This window comes from Bradyrhizobium sp. WSM2793, assembly GCF_000379585.1.
In the GTDB taxonomy this organism is placed as follows: domain Bacteria; phylum Pseudomonadota; class Alphaproteobacteria; order Rhizobiales; family Xanthobacteraceae; genus Bradyrhizobium.
The window spans coordinates 1-17188 of record NZ_KB902825.1; the positions used below are offsets into that span (position 1 = coordinate 1).

Annotated in this window: 10 protein-coding genes, 4 pseudogenes and 2 riboswitches; of the genes and pseudogenes, 2 read left to right on the top strand and 12 right to left on the bottom strand. The window is 58.4% G+C overall.

Features of this window, described 5'->3' with window-relative positions; all coding sequences use genetic code 11:
• Positions 1-205: 205 nt before the first annotated feature.
• The 5 genes and pseudogenes from A3AS_RS44420 to A3AS_RS0138855 form a co-directional block, all read right to left on the bottom strand.
• A pseudogene (locus A3AS_RS44420) lies at positions 206-1270 on the bottom strand (IS256 family transposase); the annotation flags it as partial.
• Between the two features lie 1120 nt (positions 1271-2390).
• Positions 2391-3464 (bottom strand): ABC transporter substrate-binding protein, encoded by a 1074-nt coding sequence (locus tag A3AS_RS0138835; RefSeq protein WP_063707653.1) that lies wholly within the window; start codon positions 3462-3464, stop codon positions 2391-2393.
• A gap of 71 nt (positions 3465-3535) precedes the next feature.
• Positions 3536-4423, bottom strand: coding sequence for a TauD/TfdA family dioxygenase (locus A3AS_RS0138840; RefSeq protein WP_018322825.1), 888 nt, complete (start codon positions 4421-4423; stop codon positions 3536-3538).
• A 956-nt stretch (positions 4424-5379) separates the two neighbouring features.
• The gene (locus A3AS_RS0138850; RefSeq protein ID WP_018322827.1) at positions 5380-6597 is read right to left on the bottom strand and encodes a Xaa-Pro peptidase family protein; all 1218 of its coding nucleotides are present in this window, start codon (positions 6595-6597) and stop codon (positions 5380-5382) included.
• A gap of 419 nt (positions 6598-7016) precedes the next feature.
• On the bottom strand, positions 7017-7955 hold the full coding sequence (locus A3AS_RS0138855; RefSeq protein WP_026202822.1) for a D-aminoacyl-tRNA deacylase: 939 nt from the start codon (positions 7953-7955) through the stop codon (positions 7017-7019).
• Positions 7956-8673: 718 nt separating this feature from the next.
• Positions 8674-8771, top strand: a riboswitch (glycine riboswitch).
• A gap of 2 nt (positions 8772-8773) precedes the next feature.
• Positions 8774-8861, top strand: a riboswitch (glycine riboswitch).
• Positions 8862-8916: 55 nt separating this feature from the next.
• Here A3AS_RS0138855 and A3AS_RS0138860 point away from each other — a divergent pair.
• Positions 8917-10161 carry a D-amino acid dehydrogenase gene (locus A3AS_RS0138860; protein ID WP_018322829.1) on the top strand — a complete coding sequence of 415 codons (1245 nt, stop codon included), beginning with the start codon at positions 8917-8919 and terminating at the stop codon, positions 10159-10161.
• 118 nt (positions 10162-10279) lie between these two features.
• Here A3AS_RS0138860 and A3AS_RS47995 read toward each other — a convergent pair.
• From A3AS_RS47995 to A3AS_RS0138870, 3 genes and pseudogenes are all read right to left on the bottom strand, one after another.
• Positions 10280-10363, bottom strand: a pseudogene (locus tag A3AS_RS47995) (phosphoenolpyruvate synthase regulatory protein); the annotation flags it as partial.
• 540 nt (positions 10364-10903) lie between these two features.
• Entirely contained in the window at positions 10904-12100 is a 1197-nt protein-coding gene (locus A3AS_RS0138865; RefSeq protein WP_018322830.1) for a glycine C-acetyltransferase, read from the bottom strand.
• Positions 12101-12113: 13 nt separating this feature from the next.
• Positions 12114-13073, bottom strand: coding sequence for an aminotransferase class IV (locus A3AS_RS0138870; protein ID WP_049815122.1), 960 nt, complete (start codon positions 13071-13073; stop codon positions 12114-12116).
• Between the two features lie 461 nt (positions 13074-13534).
• Here A3AS_RS0138870 and A3AS_RS46230 point away from each other — a divergent pair.
• Positions 13535-13714 (top strand): annotated as a pseudogene (locus tag A3AS_RS46230) (transposase); the annotation flags it as partial.
• 142 nt (positions 13715-13856) lie between these two features.
• Here the strand turns inward: A3AS_RS46230 and A3AS_RS0138875 are convergent.
• The 4 genes and pseudogenes from A3AS_RS0138875 to A3AS_RS50265 form a co-directional block, all read right to left on the bottom strand.
• Entirely contained in the window at positions 13857-14858 is a 1002-nt protein-coding gene (locus tag A3AS_RS0138875) for a tyrosine-type recombinase/integrase (protein WP_018322832.1), read from the bottom strand.
• A complete protein-coding gene (locus A3AS_RS0138880) occupies positions 14855-15781 on the bottom strand; it encodes a tyrosine-type recombinase/integrase (protein WP_018322833.1) in 927 nt (308 codons plus the stop codon). Before A3AS_RS0138880 ends, A3AS_RS0138875 begins: the two co-directional genes overlap by 4 nt.
• Positions 15778-16008 (bottom strand): tyrosine-type recombinase/integrase, encoded by a 231-nt coding sequence (locus tag A3AS_RS49665; protein ID WP_026202823.1) that lies wholly within the window; start codon positions 16006-16008, stop codon positions 15778-15780. The genes A3AS_RS0138880 and A3AS_RS49665 overlap by 4 nt, the downstream gene beginning before the upstream one ends.
• A gap of 187 nt (positions 16009-16195) precedes the next feature.
• Positions 16196-17020, bottom strand: a pseudogene (locus A3AS_RS50265) (site-specific integrase); the annotation flags it as partial.
• Positions 17021-17188: the final 168 nt, after the last annotated feature.

A 17188-nucleotide genomic window follows, 5' to 3' on the forward strand; every position in this document is an offset into this window, starting at 1 on the left:
ACCTTGATTACATCGTCGGCCCGATGAAGACCGGGACTGCAGCCCGCGAAGCTGACCGGCCGCTACGGCACTGTTGGGGGTGCGCGTCCAGTCAGCTTCGCTCCATCGAGTGACGCCAGACGTGATCTCTTCGGCCGCCGCTTGACCACGGGCTCCCGATAGTGCCAATTGCCTTTAACGATCGGGAGCTTCACATGCGCGCGATCAGATTGGAATGCTGCGCGGCATCAGATTGGAATAGCTGCGCGCGATCATCGGAATCCGCACTCAGGCAGTCGGCCGCCTTCTCGTATTTCAGCGCGTAGCTCTCGATGAAGGCGTCGAACGCCAGCTCGGCGGCGACCTTCGTTTCAGCCATCCAGATCTCCTGCAACGCGCGCATGGCTTTCGACTGCTGGCTCTTCGGCAGCTTGGCGAGCACGTTTGCAGTCTTGTGCACCCAGCAGCGCTGTTCGCGCGTTTTCGGCCAGACCTCGCCGGCGGCTTTCCAGAAGCCGAGTGCGCCATCGGCGATGACGAGCCGCGGAGGCACGTCGAGCCCGCGCCGCTTCAGATCAAGCAGCAGATCGCGCCAGTCGTGCGCGCTCTCGCGGGTACCATCGGTGAAGCCGACCAGTTCCTTGCGGCTTTCCGGCGTCGCACCGATCAGCGCGAGGATGCACTGCTTTTCGTCCTCGAGCCGCGCCTCCAGATGGATGCCATCGGCCCAGATGTAAACGTAGCGCTTCGCCGACAGATCGCGCTTCTGCCACGCGGTGTGCTCGTCGAGCCAGCCATCCTTCTGCCGACCGACGGCGGACGCCGACAACCCGGCAGCATCCTTGCCGAGCAGCGTAGCCAGCGCCTCCGAGAAGTCGCCAGTCGAGATACCCTTCAGGTAAAGGATCGGCAGCAGCGTCTCGATCGACTTCGAACGGCGCATGTAGGGTGGCAGGATCGACGGAGAGAACCGGATGCGGTCGGGATCGGTGGCATCCGCCTCGCGATCACGCACGACCGGACCGATACCGGTCATCACCTCGCGTTCCGGCAGGTGACCGTGGCGGACGACGCGCTGATGGCCGTCCGCGGTCTTCAAATCGGCATGCTTGCCGAGAAAGTCCTCGACCTCGGCCTCGACCGCCTGGGCGAGAAGGGTACGTGCCCCGTTGCGCAACACTTCTGTGAGTTGATCGGCGACGTTTCCTGGCTGAATCAGCTTGATGATGTTATCTTTGGACACGGCATATCGCTCCTTCGGTGGAGAAGTGGAGGCGTCAAGCACCCCCACGATATGCCGCCTTTCCGATTCCCACCGTCACCAACTTTCGGCGTGCTCCCACGAGACGCCAGGAAATCCGAAGCGGCAAGCCCGGCCCAGCCTGACGAGTAATCCGGATATTTTGCACTGAGCGTGGCGCGCGGCGCTTACGTTCGCTGACTGAACCGTTTCCTATTAGCCGCGGACGAGGCGAAGCAAACGACAAACGGCGACGCCGCTCGAACTCGTGCGCAGTTGAGTTGCAAATTGGAAATTCCGTTTTGGCGTCCTGTAAATAACTCAAGGGTAAAATGGACTAGTGCGCAGTCCCCTCCGCGGCAGAGGTCATTAGCCGCTGACCAAGTATCAGTGCGTCCGCTTTGGGCAACTCAATTCCTAAGCCCGTCTCACCAAAATAGAATATCATCATCGTTGCCATTGATTCTCTGCCCGGAGCAACGTTATGCTCGGAAGAAGCGACAACACTCGACGAAACTTCTTCGTCCGTAGTTCGGTGCGGTGGTTCTTTGTCCGCTACCCGATAGGCCACTTTTGCAGCTTCCAATGAATTTCCAGCGACCCTGCTAGCTTCTTTGGTGGGGAAAGTGATCCGCCCCGCGGCCCTTGAGAATGCTTTATATGAGCGTCATCTTCTCGTCGGTGGCCTTAATGTCTACGCTCAGATCACCCAGTCGTTTCCTCGGCATCATCAGCTATTTTGGTGAGAAGCATGCCAACGGCGCACTTCGCCGTTTCTCGTCGCGAGATAGTCGTTAAAGCCAATCGTACGAATAGCGAAAATAAACTTTAAGACAGCGAGCACTAGTACCACAAACACTTAGGGCAATGTCGGCTGTATCTTGGGTTCGTCGTGTGAACCAGCGCGAACGACTCTGATGCGGATGTGTCCTCTCGGCTACGTTCTTATCGCATGTCAAGAAACTCCGGCGGGATCCGCCGATAGAGGCAGCAGCGTCCATGCCTCCGCTTGCATATTTCTGGTCGATGGTAACTGAAGTCGGCTAAGAGGCTGAACCTACCCATTCGGCAAGCTCCACTTGCGGAGGTTGGCGTTTCAGCCGCTTGACGCCGGGCCATGTTGACGCCGAGGAGCTCGGGCCGCGGCTTGAGCCGCGGCCCGAACATCAAGTCACTGCAGGACCCAGGAGTTCCACATTGCGCTGTTCTTCTCTAGATTGCTCTTGCCGGAGGCATCGGTCTCGGTCCACCATGCGATATTTAACTCGATCGCGTGCGCCAAGTTCTCCGGATAGGTGGGCAACAGCTTCGCGCGCTCCGGAGGGAGGAGGTCGAAGGCCCGTTTGTTGAAAGGACCCAGAGCCTGCAGCTTGACCATCGCGGCTTGACTTTCGGGTCGTGACGCGAACTCGATGAACTTTACGGCATTCTTGTAGTTCTTCGCCCCTTTCAGGATGGTGTAGTAGTCGTTTTGCAGAAGCGCCTGGTTCCACACGTAATCGACGGGCGCCCCCTGCTCTTTGGCTTGCTGGATACGACCTAAGGAAGACGTTCCGATGAACGCTTCGCCGGAGATCAACGCCTCAGGCCCCATCGCCCCAGTTGTCGACCATTTCACAACGTCGGGTTTCACGCGCGTGAAGCCGTCGTAGGCGCGTTTTAGATCGATCGGATAGAGCTTATCCGGCGACACGCCATTAGCGAGAAGCGAGGCCTCGAGAGGGCCGACCACGAAGTTTCCGGCATGGATGACCCTTGGACCAGGAAACTTCTTGGCGTCCCAGAAATCGGCCCAGCTCTTCGGTCCGTTCTCCCGTGTGTAATGCTTCGTGTTGAAGGCGATAACCAAGACATAGGCGAATGTGCCGACCCCGTACGGCGTCACCTTGTCCTTGGGAAAGTCGGCGAAGGTCTTCTTGTCGATCGAATCATAGTCGATCTTCTGAAGCAGGCCCTCCTTCAAGAGCACGAAATAATAAGTCGGTTGCGTCGAGTAGACGTCGCATTCTGGACTTCCCGAATTAACCATTGCCCGCACCTTCGCCAGCGGTTGTTCAACCGCCTCGATGACTTTGATACCGGTCGCTTTCTCGAACGGCTTGTATATTGATTCGCGCATCGCATCCGCGTAGCTGCCGCCGCCTGTGGACACGCAGACCTGCCCCAGGTCCTCGGCACGACCAGGCGAGCCGGACAGCAATGCAATTAACGCCACTCCAAATGAAACCAGCAACTTACTCCGCATTCACGCCTCCTTTGCGTTCATTTCGCTCATATGGAAATTCCCTCCGGTAGTTTCGCCACGCCCGCCGGGCGTTAGACGGGTTTTTCACCCTTGGCAGTCACCCGACGAAGGACGCGACGAGCGTTCGACGCGAAGGCGCCTCGAGAGTGACTTAGGCAGCGATTATCCCAGATAAGCACGTCGCCAGCTCTCCACTGGTGCTCCCAGACGAACTCGGGTTTTGTCGCATGTTCCCAGAGCTGCTCCCGTAGTAAGCTGGCTTCTTCCGCACGGAGACCTTGGATGAGGCCAGAGTCGCGGCGCCCCAGGAAGAGCGCTTTGCGCCCGGTCTCCGGATGCGTGCGCACGACGGGATGAACCGCACAGGGATTCTCGGTCGAATTTACGGAGTAGCCGAGTTTGCCACCGCCTTTGTCAAAGAGGGCTCGCCGCCCCTCCACCCTGTTTTTTAACGGTTGGGACAGTATCTCGTAGGCGGCGTACATATTGGAGAACCGTGTGTTGCCGCCGGCCGGCGGTATTTCTTCTCCGAAGAGAACGGTGGCCGATGCGGGATATTCGAACATCGCCATATCGGTGTGCCAAACCAATTCGCCCGCCCCGCCACCGCCAGCAGCCCTTCCTTCAGCAACAATGTTGGAGATGACCTCGATCTCAGGGAGAAGGCCCGCGCGGTTGTAGTCGAAAAATGTTACGATATGCGGCTCGCCAAAGTGCCGCGCTAGCCCAACGAGCTGCTCATCAGAGAGTTTCTGTCCTCGAAAAAGCAGAAGAAGATGCTCAAGCCAGGCCGCACGCAGCCGGGATACGATGGGTTCTTCGAGAGGCGCCGAGAGGTCGACGCCGCGCACCTCCGCTCCAAGTGTTCCGCCGCTTGGTACAATGGTGAGCTCGCCGTCGAGCGCCGTAATGGGTGCAGCCGCCGCACTTCCGCGCGCCTTTCCGGCACTCATGCTCATGACGAGATTCCCTCAATTGCTGTCTTACTCTTCTCAGCTTGACAATTACATAAAGAACAGTCTGCGCTTAACGACGGCGAATATCAGCCCAGGATTGCAGCAATTCTGCAAATTGAGCGACGGCGTAGCGGATCTCAAGCTACCGCTGTACCGGAGGGCGCAACGAGCACCCGAGCGTCGCCCGGGAGAGAGCGGGTGATCGCCACGGTTCTGCAGACAAACGCTCGTCCGGCTGCTGTCTCAACCAAGCCATCCTGCGCCCAGACCCAACCCGCCTCACCAACTACCCTAAGCGTGTAGAGAACACCGGCGGCCGCGAACGGATGACCGCTCGGGATCGCGGAGCCGGACTATGACCAGCTAGAGAGCACAAGCGAAAGCCACGGACACAGATCGTGATGAAGCTGTGGTGCCTACAAGTCCGGCACGGCAAGCGCGGTTTGGCTCGGCCTTCTATAACCCGAAGCTGATGGCGCACTTCGCCGCGAATGGATTCATCAGCCGCGTCCAATCGCACAAGGTCAAAACCGCTGCCGAAGCAGACGCCGAAGGCCGACAGATCAGCCGAACATGCGCGCGCATGCCGGATATGCCTTTCGCAGCAAATAGGGCCAAAGATGGACGTACGACTGCGGACGATCGCCGGGCGAGCGCGGCGGCAAAGATTAGGCCGCCTGCCTCAACTAAAAATGAGTGGTGTCTTTGTCAGGCAGCCCCCGAGGGACTGCGAGCTGGGCACGTCTCGCCGATACAGCGGTTCGCGCGGACGCCAGCCACTTCGCAAAACTCAGACAGCATCATGACGGCTTTTGCCCTAGCCTGAGGATCAACGGGAATGGTGCGGGATGCGCACCAAACCCATTGTATCCGAAGAGAAACAGGAGATGACATCTGGTTCGAGCAAGTATCGTCCTGCCGCTTCAATAGTATCGCTATTTCCGACGACTGGCGTCCCCTTAAGCAACGACCGGTATCGTTCGAGAAGCACGAGACGTAAGCAATTCTGCCCCATCGTCGGTCACGACAACCACCTCTTCGTGGAGCATCAACTTCGGTGAGCCATCGAAATATGACGGATAAGTCGTGCTTGGTTCGATGTTGATGATCATCCCTGGCTTAAGGATGGTCCTATCTTCGGGCTGAACCGATGGCAATTCAGGCATCCATAACCCCATGGAGTGACCCATTCGCCCAATTGTGGTTGCTTTGCCTCGATTCTCTGGGCTGTTTAGTACATCTGACATCGCTGACCACACATTGCAAATCGGTATGCCAGGTTTCACTGCGGCGATTCCAGCTTCCGTCGCGTTCCAAACGATTTGATGCGCGTCTTGGGTATGCGGATCGGGTGCGCCGAAAGCAAAATGCCGATCGAAGTCGCTCCAATAGAAGTTGAACAAACAACCGGCATCAATAAACAGCAGATCTCCATCAGAGAGAACCTTATCTGCCGGCACACCATAAGGACGCGTATAGCCCCCACGACCAGAGACTGCCGATATCCTGGGCGTCTTGTCGGCACCACGAGTGAAGCACTCAAGCTCGAAGAGCCGGCAAACCTCTCGTTCCGTCATGCCGAGACGCAGTTTTGGCAGCAAATTATCAAAAGCTTCCGAAACACACCGGCACACAATACGAATTCGTTCAATCTCCGATGATGACTTGATCATCCGCAAGGGAGTAAAAATCGGGTCCGAAGCGTCGGCAAATACGCGAGGCCTAATCTCATCAGCTACGCGCATGAAGTCTCCGACAGGCATGCCAAGCCGGCTTTCCGCGCCTAGCTCTGTCCCGATCTTTGCATGGTCTGGCAATAGCTCGTTGACGACTTTGGCAAGCATGGAAACGCCCTCATCTTTCGGATTCGGGCCTGGCCAAGTGCGGTAATTCTTTATCCAGGTAGTTTGCTGATAAAATTCATCGAGCCCAGTCGGAAGTATTGCGATAGCCTCGCCGGACGAAGGGATAAGAAGAAAACGCGGCCGGGTGGTCGCAAATGGCGTCACGGCAGGTTCACCGACAAAGTAGCGTATATTGTGCTCGGAAGTTACGAGAAGCGCATCGAATGCGTATTGCTTCATCAAACGGCGCGCCCGCTCGACCCGGTTTTCGTATTCCGTTTGCGAAAACGGAATGTGAGGAATCGTTGTAATGCCAGTCTCAAGAGCGGTCATAGCTTTTCTCCAAGGAACGCCCTAATCGGGCGGTAGGGGGTGCGGGAATGCGATTACGAAGTCGGACAGGCTGATTTGGTGAGTGCCCTGTCAGCAGGCTCGGCCGAAGGTCAGCAATTTTCTGAAGCAGAGTTTTTCCAACCTGGTAATCAAGCCCAAGTTGGATGAGCAGGACCATTGCCGGCTCAAGCGTATTGTCCTCAAGGCACAGGGCCGATGGCTGAGAACGGCCGATTTCGCCCACTGGACGATATCTTCCCGTGGATGCTTCACCAATGCGTGGACGGGCGCAACTCTTGTCTGACATCCTGCAGGGCAGAACGTCATAGGCAGCTCTTGGGAACACGCTCGTTCGTCTGGCTCCAATAAGCAAGCATACCCTATCGGCTTTGGTAAGGGCCCGTGCCGCCGAATGCTCATCATGCGACCTTATTGTCTGTGAGAGCCGCGCGCATTTTTTTGTGCGAAATCATTGGAACGCAAAGTTCTTCAGCAAGCAGACGTGCCACTCCCTTATAGGGAGCCTTAAGTTTATCGTGGTACATGATGCCTTGAACCCCACCGACGATCGAATCCACGCAAGCCCTTAGATCAACTAACCGGCTTTCGCGATCATAGCCGTCCGATACGAGCCAGTGGTTTGGCAACACGTGACTTGCCGCTATCGGGAGTCCATCGCCGAGCTGCAATACTGCCCCGGTGAAGCTTGGTTCGAAGTGAACGCCGCACATGCAGAGGACGGATTGCACGGAATCTTCCATATGGTCGAAGGTACGCAAGAGAGCTCGCGCCACTACTTGAGCAGCAAGAGGATTCGTCCAATCCGCAGGCGAGCTCCCGATTTCGATATCGATAGCAGAAGGGCCTAAGTCCGCGAGACGGGTACCAGGATTACCAGCCTTGACGCCCGACCAGTGCGTCGCTTCCAAGCAGGTCTGAAAATCGTAAAGCCCAGAAGCGATGCGCTGGCCTTCGATCGCGAGGAGAAGCCCCCGTTTAATCCGGGGGTCTACTGGGCTGAAGGTGCCGCTCGCTAGGTCTCCGGTTGTTTGAACCGTGAAGATCGCATTCGGTGCATTGGCACCTTCGTGCCAATTCACGATACCGATAACATCAGCATCCCCGAAGCGATCATTCAAGATCGGCGCATAGCGCGCATAATCGCTACTCACGACTTCGCTAGTCGCCACAATCGATACGGTTGCGTCACGCAAGCCTGGGACGTCGAGCACCGGACGCCCATCAATCTCTGCCCCTGTCGGAAAAAGAGTGCACTCGGCCTTTAGGGCATTTAGAACGTGACTCGCTACCGGATCTTTTTCGGGGACGACGCAGAAGATGAAGACTGCACGTCTCATCGCAACGACTCCCTTTCAACCGAGAGAACTTGCCAAGTTTCGAGATCCATGATGACGCAAAAAGCCTGTCTTGAATTCGGCCAAGGAAGGTTGAAAGGTTCTAGAAATGCGGTACACCTTTCAATGTGCCCTTCGAGTTGATCGAGCACCGATGCGAGTGTGCTGGGAATCGATGCCCGCCGGCGCGAGCACCGCTCGCAACGGCGCCGGGCACCAGCTGACCCTTCCTAATCGATTGGCAGCTCTAGAGCGGTACTGGCTGGTAACTGAACGAGTTGGCAAGTACCGCACTCTATCGCCAAAGTGCTATGGCAGCTGATTTCATTGTACGCCGACCAAAAATCACTCTCGTCACCGGTCGCAGGGAGTATCGAGCGGCCAAATCATGTTCGCGGACCTCCACCGTTCCCGACACACACAATCAGATCAATGCGTGGCGCGTGCGGCTTCGTCGAAGCCGTACATTACCTCCATCGGTGTCGCGAAGATTAGACCTGCCCTCGCGCTGGTGTCGTGCATATTTTGGACAGCCTCCGCAGCATTGCTGCGTTCCACCGGATAAGGCGCGGGAAAGCCGCAAATGTCGAGCAGCTATGATCGCCACAAGCAGGTTCACGCTACCGATCCCAGCGATGCGATTCCTTTTGCCCCTTTGCCGATGTTGAGGATATCTCAGCTTGACATGTGGCAGCGCGCCTGAAAATGTTGCCGTGTCTGACGAAGGTGTGCGGGAGAGTGCGTTGAGCCAGCAGGGCCATCGCCGCCGACGGAGCAACTCCCCAAGGAAACTCTCAGGCCCAGGACCGCACGCCGAGGACAATCTGGAGAGAGGTGCCATTTGGCACCCACCGAAGGGGACCGCTACCATCAGATAGCGGAGCAAGCTCTCAGGTGCAGGGACAGATTTGGGGCGGAATATGGCCAACGCCATTTCACCGTTCACCCCAGTCTTGGAGCACTGATGAGTACGATCACCATTATCGGATCCGGCATCACCGGAGTTACCACTGCTTATGCGCTGGCCGCTCGAGGCTATTCGGTTACAGTGTTTGACCGCCTGCGTTATCCCGCAATGGAGACGTCGTTTGCAAATGGCGGTCAATTGTCTGCAAGCAACGCCGAAGTCTGGAACAGCACAAGGACTATTCTCAAAGGCCTCAGATGGATGTTGCGCAATGACGCGCCATTGCTGCTAAACCCAAGCCCGAGTTTTCACAAGTATACTTGGTTGGCCGAGTTCGTCGGCCAGATTCGACACTACCGCCGCAACACGATCGAGACGACCAGGCTCGCGATCGCCGCGCGGCAGCATCTATTTGATCTTGCCGATCGGGAGGATATTGACTTTGACCTAGAGCGGCGGGGGATTTTGCACGTCTACTCCAACAAGGCCGAATTCGATGCAGCTTCTCGTGTGAACGAGCTGCTGCTACAGGGTGGACTCGACAGACGCCCCGTGACACCTTCCGAGATGCGCGTGATAGAACCCGCCCTGCAAACCCAGTACTATGGCGGATTCTTCACCCCGTCTGATTCAACTGGCGACATCCACAAGTTCACGCGCGGTCTCGCTGCGGCCTGCGAGCGAAGAGGTGTGCGCTTCGTTTTCGGGGCACAGATTTGCGACATGCGTGCTGATTCAGAAGGTGTTCGCATACGCTGGCAAGAAGATGGGGCGGTCAAGAAGGAATTAAAGTCTCAAAAAGCGGTAGTCTGTGCGGGGATCGGCAGCCGCCGAATTGCTTCAATGGTTGGAGACCGCGTTAATATCTATCCTGTAAAGGGATATTCCATTACGGTGAATCTCGCGGATGAAGCAAGCCGGATTGCCGCGCCATGTGTCAGCCTCCTCGACGAGGCAACGAAGATCGTCACAAGTCGGCTCGGACAAGATCGGTTTCGTGTCGCAGGGACCGCGGAATTCAACGGAGAGAACCGCGACATACGGGCGGACCGGATTAGACCTCTGGTGCGTTGGGTGGAGCGATTTTTTCCCGGTGTATCAACCGCGCAGGTAGTGCCGTGGGCGGGCTTGCGTCCGATGACACCTAGCATGCTGCCTAGGGTCGGCCGGGGAAGAAGGCCGAACATCTTTTACAACACCGGCCACGGTCATCTCGGCTGGACATTATCGCCTGTGACAGCTGAAATGGTTGCCGATGCGATCATGACAGATGAGCCCGGCAGATTACGGGAGCGTGACTGATCCGCAGCGGACCTAGCTCGGCCGGTCGCGGGATGTTGAGTTGACCAGTATACGCCCGCTTTAGTTTGCGTGGTGGTCGCTGTTCAAGATGGCACCCTCGGTTTGGCCGAGTTCGGTCTACCGTGCGCGCCACGGTGATCAGCGTCTCGCCGGTGGGGTCGGAAACCAGATGGAGATGGAAATAATTGTTGGAGGTCGGCACGAAAACTCAGATAACCTTAGCTGCCGAATGACAGGGCCGCGGCACGTGTGTCGCCCCTTCCGTCCGCACCTCTTCCCAATGGTCTTGCGACGGGCCGAGCTCGGGGATCACTCTGTCGGGCGGTTTTCGCGACCTCACACGCACAGCTCTGCGCATTGCGCAATCATCTCCGCGGGCACAGCCGCAGCGGCGCAGATACACGCGAGGTAGGACGGGTCGAGTGTGGCGGCCAGCTCGAATGTTGATTCCAGGAAGGCCTATGCGCTCACGGCACTGGATTAGGTGATCTTGCAAAACTTTTGAGTGTATTACCTGCGAGTACCCGACATTTGATCGGTCTTGTTGGTTGCAGCTAAACACCAACGGCTTTCGAGCATTTTACTCCCAGATCTGTAACCCGCTGAGACAGTGGCCGCTCGCCAAAGTGGCCGCCGCTTCCCGCCGGGTGTAGTGATGAGTAGCGAAATTGAGAAGCTGCGCCATCTCCGCGGAGAAACGGAGAAGTCCTCCATCCGCCAAGTCACACAACTTTTCGGAGAGTTAGACCGTGTTGTCAACATGCGCCTTGGCCAATCGAAATCCGGTAATCACCCTTTCTATGTCTTCCGCGCTATGCGCCGCACTTACCTGCATGCGAATCCGCGCAGCACCTTGCGGTACGACAGGATACGAGAAGGGAACGACGAGGATGTCGCGCGCCAGCAAAAAGTCGGCGATCTGGACGGCGATCGCTGCGTCACCAGTGATAACGGGCACGATGGGATGATCGCTGCCCGAAATTTGGAACCCCAGATTGCTCAGTCCTTGGCGAAGCTGATATGTGCGGGCGGCGAGATTTTGCCTTAGATCGTCTGCATTTTCTGCCAAGTCGATCGCAGTCAACGAAGCCTCACAGAGCGCCGGCATTAACGAATTCGAAAAGAGGTATGGGCGCGCACGCTGCCGCAGCCATGCGATGATCTCACCACGGCCCGAGACGTAGCCGCCCGACGCACCGCCAAGCGCCTTACCAAGCGTGCCGGTAAGAATATCAACCTGATTTTCCAGCGCGTGCCGGGCCGGCGTTCCACGCCCCCGGGGACCAATGAATCCCACAGCATGAGAGTCATCGACCATGACCAGGGCGCCATAGCGTTTCGCGAGACCGCAGATTCCAGGCAGATTCGCGGCGACGCCATCCATTGAAAACACACCATCGGTGACAATAAGTACCGTACGGCAGTGACGCGCCTCGCGCAAAGCGTTCTCGAGTTCGCGCATTTCATTGTTTGCGTAACGGAATCGCTTCGCCTTGCAGAGCCGAATTCCATCTATGATGCTCGCATGGTTCAAGCTGTCGCTAATCACCGCATCTTCCGCATCGAGCAAAGCCTCAAAGAGACCGGCGTTCGCATCGAAGCACGATCCGAACAGGATCGTGTCTTCCGTCCGGAGGTAGTCGGTAAGTCTCCGTTCGAGCGCTCGATGAACGGAGTGTGTTCCACAAATGAAGCGAACCGATGACATTCCAAAGCCATGTCGTTCGAGACCCGCATGCGCGGCTTGCACCAGGGCTTGGTGGTTGGAGAAGCCGAGATAATTGTTGGCGCACATGTTGAGGATCAAGCGCTCGCCCGATGCGCGCAGGTGGATGTGCGCGGACTGGGGTGAGACAATTTCCTGTTCGGTTTTCAGGAGTTTGCGCGACGACAACTCATCAAGGTCGTCACGAAGTCGCTCGGAAACTTGCTGTGGCATGGTTCATTTTCTATCAGGAATAGATGACGGCTGTCGACCATGCCGGATCATCATGCTTTCGCCAGTAAAGGTCCATAAGGCATCGGGTGACGGAGCCGACGTCCCCTTTACCGATCGCGGCCCCATCTATACGTGTCACGGGCATAATGCCGCCCGCGGTCGAGGTGATGAACACCTCGTCAGCTGCTTTGATCTCAGAGCGGCTTATATCAGCGGCCGCAACTGAAAGCCCAGTCTCAGCGCAAAGATCGAAGACAGTCCGGCGCGTAATGCCCGGCAACACCCCAAATGCGGGTGTCCTCAAGGTTCCATTCTTTACAAGGAAGACATTGAAGCCAGGCCCCTCCGCAATGTGGCCGTTCGTATCCACGATCAGTGCAGTCTCAGCCCCTTTGTCATAGGCGTCGAAGAGGCCGTTCACGAGATCGAGCCAATGGTAGTTCTTGATCGCGGGATCGACCGATTTGGGGGGAATGCGGACCATGTTGCTGATCGCGACGTGCAAGCCTCTTTCCAGTTGCTCCTTGTTGGCAACCGACCCAAAAGGGATAGCAAACGCGATAAAGCGGTTCTCCGCCTGGCGAGGATCGCGACTGAACGTCGGCGACGAACCGCGCGTGGAGATCATCTCGACGTATGCCGATTTGTGGCCCGACAAAGCGACACAATTATTGAGGATGGTTGTTATTTCTTCGCGATCGTAGGGCAGCTTCATTCGCAAACGCTGAACACCTCCCAAAAAGCGGTCAAGGTGCAAGTCCAATCGGAAAAAACTGCCATTCCAGACGTGAACCGTGTCATAGGTCGCATCAGAGTGCAGGAACCCCCAATCCAGCACAGATATCTTGGCCTCTGACATCGGCAGGTACTGCCCATCCATGAAGGCAACGCCGTGCGGGTAGCGCCGTCGGTCGATGTGATGCTCATCGACAGTTGAAGGCGCACCTGGAAGCTGTGTTGTCGGGGCAGTCATTTTCTATCCTTCCAATCCGGTTAACTGGTCAGGGCAATTGAGCCTTGACGAACCCCGAGCCGTTAATTGCGGGAGTGGCGTTTATCGCCGCATCGGAAATGACGGCCGCCTGACGCACAGAGGAGATCTCCGCCGGCGCCTCGATTAGACGCCCGCAGGTGACGGCGCCCGTAATGTTGGTGGGACGAAGCGTTAGGCAGTAGGGGCGACTCCATCTTCTTCCGGGATGTGCCGAGACGGCCAAAGTATTCCTGGTTATGGAAAACAAAGGTCTCGGACACGGCGGCTCCAGGAAAGTGTCAGGGGCCGGCATATCAGCCGACCGGGATCGTCGCCGCGAATGTTATCTGGCTCCAAGACCCACATTCTTCGAATGTAGGCCTCGCATGGTCGAAATTCTGCGTTTGAGCAGGATATGCGAAGCTTTTTATTCGATGGAGCGTATATTCGCTGGAGCTGCCTATATCCTGAAGCAGTGGGTGAGCTTCACTCTCTTCCTGGAGGACGGACGAGTCTGTCTCTCGAACAATGCCGCCGAAAGAGGCTTGCGAGGCATCGACCTTGGACGAAAATCCTGGTTGTTCTGCGGCTCTGATCGCGGCGGACGGCGCGCGGCTTCCATGTATAGCTTGATCATCACCTGTCTATGCCGCACTCGGCATAGTGCCGTTTATGCCGCCCGCCGAACTATGCCGAACGGGTCCGGTATGGCGCGTCGTTGTCACGGTGGCATCGTCGATCGCGTGCACGGCAGCCCCATTCCATTCGGCATAGTTTGGTCGTTCAGAGCGCCTCCAGAAAGGCGAGCAGGCGGTCGTTCGGCTGGAAGCGGGTTCGCTTGCCGCGCTCGTACGGCTTGAGCTTCGCCAGGGCAGCTTCCTTGAGGGCGAGATGGGCGTGCAGGTACGTCTGCGTCGTCTCGACCGATTCATGACCGAGCCACAGCGCGATCACGGAGCAGTCGACACCAGCTTGCAGCAGTTCCATCGCAGCGCTGTGCCTCAGCACATGCGGTGACACGCTCTTGGCCTTCAAAGACGGGCAACTCTTGTGAGCGACACGAACATGCTTTCCCAGCATGGACTGGATGCTATCAGCACTGAGCCGGCCCCCGTGCACGTTCGGGAACAACGCTGTTGCCCCTTTCCGCAACGGTTCCTTGAGCCATGCCTGGAGCGCACACCGCGCGAGTGTGGTCAGCGGAGTGGTCCGCTCCTTCCGCCCTTTACCGACGCATCGCACGTGTGCGCCAGACCCGAGGTGGACGGCATCCCGGTCAAGGCCAGTCAGCTCGGAGAGGCGCAAGCCCGTCTGGGCCGCGACCAGCAGCAAGGTGTGATCGCGGCGGCCAAGCCACGTCGTTCGATCGGGCGCGGCGAGAACCGCCTCTATCTCGGGGCGCGTCAGGAAGTGCACCTGTCGCTTATCGTGGCGCTTGCTCGGTATGGCGAGCACGCGCTGGATCAGCGCACTGTGTGCCGGCTCCTCGAAGGACACCAATCTGAAGAAGGATCGGATGGCGGTCAGACGCAGGTTACGCGTCTTCGCGCTGGCGCCGCGCTTTACCTCGAGATCGGTGAGGAACGCGCCGATGAAGGTTGCGTCCAAATCGGAGAGCGTCAGGGCCGATGGTGGCTTCCGCAGCTTCACCTGTGCGAACATGAACAGCAGCCGGAACGTGTCCCTGTAGGAGGCGATCGTGTTGGCGCTAACGTTGCGCTGGCGCATGAGGCGCTCGGTGAAGAAGCGCTCGATCAACGTGGCGACATTGCAGGCGGGCTTCATGGCGTCACCTCCCACCGCCGATCGAGACGCCGCGCCGCTTCTTCCATCAACTCGGGGCAGGCCGAGAGATACCAGTAGGTATCGCGCACGCAGGCGTGGCCGAGGTAAGTGGAGAGCACTGGGAGTTGCTGCTCGACGTCCTTGCCTTCGCGATACCAGTCGAGCAGCGTCCGGATGGCGAAGCGATGACGGAAGTCGTGCACGCGTGGTCCGGTACGATCACCTGGGCGCCGCAGCCCGATCTCTCGGGACAATCGCCAGAAGACGCGATGAACGTACTGGTGCAGCAAGCGGCCTCCCTGTTCGGCAACGAAGAAGGTCGAGCCGCAGCGTGATCCGAGCATCGCGTCGCGCCGGCGGGCGTAGTCGCGCAGCGCGGTTCTCGTCGTCGGATGCAATGGCACGAGCCGCGACTTGCCGAACTTGGTCAGCCGGACCGTCAGCACGCCGGCGTCGAGGTCGACGTCATCACGCTCCAGGCCCATCGCCTCGGATATACGCATGCCCGTCACCGCGATCAGCCCGAACAGGGTATGGTAGGTCCATCGGCGCAGCCCGCCCGCTGGCGGCAGAGCCAGCGCTGCCGTCAGCAGCGCATCGATCTCCGCGTCGCTGTAGACATAGGGCTTGGCGCGCTTCCATCCGGGCAGCATGCCGACGGGCGGTACCTCCGTTCTCGGATCGAAGTTGGCGACATGGCGCGCGAACCCGCGCACGTCGCTCAATCGCAGCGCCCAGGATGCATGACGATCGGGCGGCAGCGTTGCCCATTCCATTGCCAGCTTCGTCGTGATGATCCTGGCTTTGCGCTTCTCCATGAAGGCGACGAAGTCGGCGAGCCGACGGGTCTGGTGTTCGTACTTATATCCCAGTCTCTTGCGCATGCTCAGGTACTTATCGAGTGCGGCGCGCAGATTGGTCATTGCACGCCTCCCGGCCAGGGCAGGCTCAATGTTCTCAACGCATCGATATCGACCTTCGCGTAGATCCGGGTAGTGTCGTGGTTCTCGTGCCGCAGCAACTGTCCGATCTCCGACAAGGTCGCGCCAGATCGGAGAAGCTCGGTAGCGAGACTGTGTCGGAAGATATGGGCGCCGCGGTGTGCGCAACCTTTGATTCCAACGCGATCGAGGGCGGCCTTGGCGATCATGGTGATCGCACATCCGGAAGCAAACCCGATGTGCGGCGCGCGTGTGCGGACGAACAACCGTCGGCACGACGACTTTGGGCGGCCACTGCGCAGATATGCAACGATGGCCGCGCCCAACGTCTGGCGGTATCGGCATCCGTGCACGCTGGCGGCCCTTGGCGCGAACGAGTATCTCGCTGGCGCGCCAATCGATATCATCGAGCGTGAGCGTCGCGACCTCGTCGGCCCGCAGGCCGAGTTTGGCCAGCAACAACAGAATGGCGTAGTCGCGCCGTCCCATCACCGTCTTTCGGTCGCAACCGTCGAGAGCCTTCCGCACCTGTGCGGCAGGCAGATAGGTCGGCAGAGTTGCGAGCTTCCATCGCCGCATTGATGGAACGCAATCCGCCAACGGGCGCGCGTTCAGCCCCCGATGGTGGAGGTAACGGAGAAAGGCGCGCAACGACCAGCACATCGCCTTGCCTGTTCCCGGGCTCCAATCCTGGGCGTGGCGCTCAATGTAGCGGATCACGTCCTCTTGGTTGATCTTGCACAGGGCGGCGGCGCCGCCGGAGCACACCTCGTGGAAAGACCTGCGGATGACCGGGAGATGGCGTACGATAGACCTCGGGGCCAAGCCGCGCTCTGATCGCAGGTAGGCATCGAACTCCTTGAAGATCCGTTCGTGCGGGCTGAGAGGCGGTAGCACCAACGGCGCGATCGCGCCGTCGTCGCGCAGCACCGACAACCATCGCTTGAGCGCTGCCCGGTCACCGGGTTGGATAGACTGCCTCCCGCCTCGATGCCGGAGGTACCGCTCAACGACCTGCTCATCGAGATCAATCAGCTTATAGCGACGGCCCGCGATCCAACTCAGGAGCCCGCCAACTATGTTGAGGCAACGCCACGCGCCGTGCCGAACGAGCCTCTCTTCGGCGAGACGAACGGCGTAGCACTCGACGAGCCGTCCGTGCGGCCCGCTTCTGAGACGCCGGTACAGCCGGCTTCTGCCCAAGTACTCTTCAACTTCCATCTTCCTGTTCTCCGCTGTTGACAGCGGAGGCACAGAACGAACTATGCCGAACCGACCAAACGCCGGTCAGTGTCGCGCGACGATCAGGATGGAAGAGCGCGTCAATCAAGGTGAGAGAGTTTCGCCGGGCTCGTGACGTAGGGAGGGCGTAGCCCGACCGGAGTTACG

Bases quoted from the DNA above. Each gene is read 5' to 3' on its own strand.
- A3AS_RS0138835 (WP_063707653.1), bottom strand. From the start codon at position 3,464: ATGCGGAGTAAGTTGCTGGTTTCATTTGGAGTGGCGTTAATTGCATTG.
- A3AS_RS0138840 (WP_018322825.1), bottom strand. From the start codon at position 4,423: ATGAGCATGAGTGCCGGAAAGGCGCGCGGAAGTGCGGCGGCTGCACCC.
- A3AS_RS0138850 (WP_018322827.1), bottom strand. From the start codon at position 6,597: ATGACCGCTCTTGAGACTGGCATTACAACGATTCCTCACATTCCGTTT.
- A3AS_RS0138855 (WP_026202822.1), bottom strand. From the start codon at position 7,955: ATGAGACGTGCAGTCTTCATCTTCTGCGTCGTCCCCGAAAAAGATCCG.
- A3AS_RS0138860 (WP_018322829.1), top strand. From the start codon at position 8,917: ATGAGTACGATCACCATTATCGGATCCGGCATCACCGGAGTTACCACT.
- A3AS_RS0138865 (WP_018322830.1), bottom strand. From the start codon at position 12,100: ATGCCACAGCAAGTTTCCGAGCGACTTCGTGACGACCTTGATGAGTTG.
- A3AS_RS0138870 (WP_049815122.1), bottom strand. From the start codon at position 13,073: ATGACTGCCCCGACAACACAGCTTCCAGGTGCGCCTTCAACTGTCGAT.
- A3AS_RS0138875 (WP_018322832.1), bottom strand. From the start codon at position 14,858: ATGAAGCCCGCCTGCAATGTCGCCACGTTGATCGAGCGCTTCTTCACC.
- A3AS_RS0138880 (WP_018322833.1), bottom strand. From the start codon at position 15,781: ATGACCAATCTGCGCGCCGCACTCGATAAGTACCTGAGCATGCGCAAG.
- A3AS_RS49665 (WP_026202823.1), bottom strand. From the start codon at position 16,008: ATGATCGCCAAGGCCGCCCTCGATCGCGTTGGAATCAAAGGTTGCGCA.